The organism is Arthrobacter subterraneus, assembly GCF_900099735.1.
Taxonomy (GTDB): domain Bacteria; phylum Actinomycetota; class Actinomycetes; order Actinomycetales; family Micrococcaceae; genus Arthrobacter_D; species Arthrobacter_D subterraneus.
Genome location: NZ_FNDT01000063.1, coordinates 1 through 1,262, shown reverse-complemented (window position 1 = coordinate 1,262; position 1,262 = coordinate 1). Strand labels below are relative to the sequence as shown.

Sequence of the window (1,262 nt, the reverse complement as noted above, 5' to 3'; positions counted from 1 at the left end):
GATTAGACATAATGATCGGTTTCCTGGTTCTCGCCCCACGCGATTAAGCTGACTTGCTCTGTCACCGTGGTACCGCTCCAGCCTGACACGTAGGGACGCATAATTCCTCCACTTGTTCCAAGGCAAGAAGCACCCGGATCCGGGTGCCATCGCCGAGCAGTCGCAGTAGCGCGGCCACTTGGTACGCCTCGTCGGCGGCGAGGCCCTGTTGCTGTGCCCGAGCGACCCGCTCAGGGTCGACTGGGTGTCCGTGCGTCTTTGCCGAGCTCACCTCGTCCGAGAGGCCACCGGGACGTGCAGGATTCATGTTGTCTGACCGGTCTGTCCTGGGCCGGGCTGTCCTGGGCCGGGCTGTCCTGGGTCTAACCTCACCGACCCTGTTCGCTGTAGTGGGGTGGCAGGGTCGGGGGCGGATGTGGCGGCGGTTGCTCCATTGGCTGTCGACCGCAACTGCTGTCGCTTCGTTTCCGCCAATTGGAATCACTCCTTCACTACGCAGATCAAACCCTGATGCGCCCTTACCGCCGTGCCGTGCTAGTGCTGGCCCGACGAGCTTCTGGACGACTTGGTGGCGACAGCGCTCCAAGCTGCTAGCGAGAGCACGATCAGTCCCGAAACGATGTCGTTTCAAAGGATTGAGTTCGCGTTGCCTGTCTCATTGTAGTCAGTACAAACGGGCGATAATGAGCCATACCCCCAGAACGAAGTTGATCCAGCTCAGGCTCTCCCAAATGTCTGGGGGAGAAGACCCGGAAATACGTTAGTACGGCGATTACGACCCTGCCTCCGACTTGATTCCCTACAGCATTGCTTTGCTCGCTGTAGTCCAGCACCCACGGTGCTATGACCAGCCATAGTCCTACGGAAGATGTTCAAGCCGCCGGCTATCTGAACCTGCGCCACATTGGTACCAGAACCAGCATCTGGTCGTGCCCGACCGTACCTGCACGGTTGTTCCAGTAGTCATCTTGTCCTCCTGCCTTGCTCCCCGCGCGCCCAGATGACATACGATACTCGTAACAACCGTACGAGTGTGCGGAGGTTACTGCAACGGAATGGTGGCACATCAACGACCTGCGTCGAGGGCCGTCAGGAATGCAGCTAACCGGCGCTAAACACGGAGCAGGAGGAGTCAATGTCGAGCAAAGAGAACGAGCAGTCCAGTGAGCAGGGGTCAAGTCCATTTGCGTGGTGTAACGCGGTTGTCGCGTGATTCTTGGTATTCGGGTTAGGCGCTGAGCGCCAGTTCGGGTGTGGTGTCC

The 1,262-nt window shown here is 59.0% G+C and carries 1 protein-coding gene; it reads right to left on the bottom strand.

Annotated features, from left to right (window positions below; genetic code table 11):
• Positions 1 to 605: 605 nt before the first annotated feature.
• Entirely contained in the window at positions 606 to 851 is a 246-nt protein-coding gene (locus tag BLS52_RS19185; RefSeq protein WP_090588603.1) for a hypothetical protein, read from the bottom strand.
• Positions 852 to 1,262 lie beyond the last annotated feature (411 nt).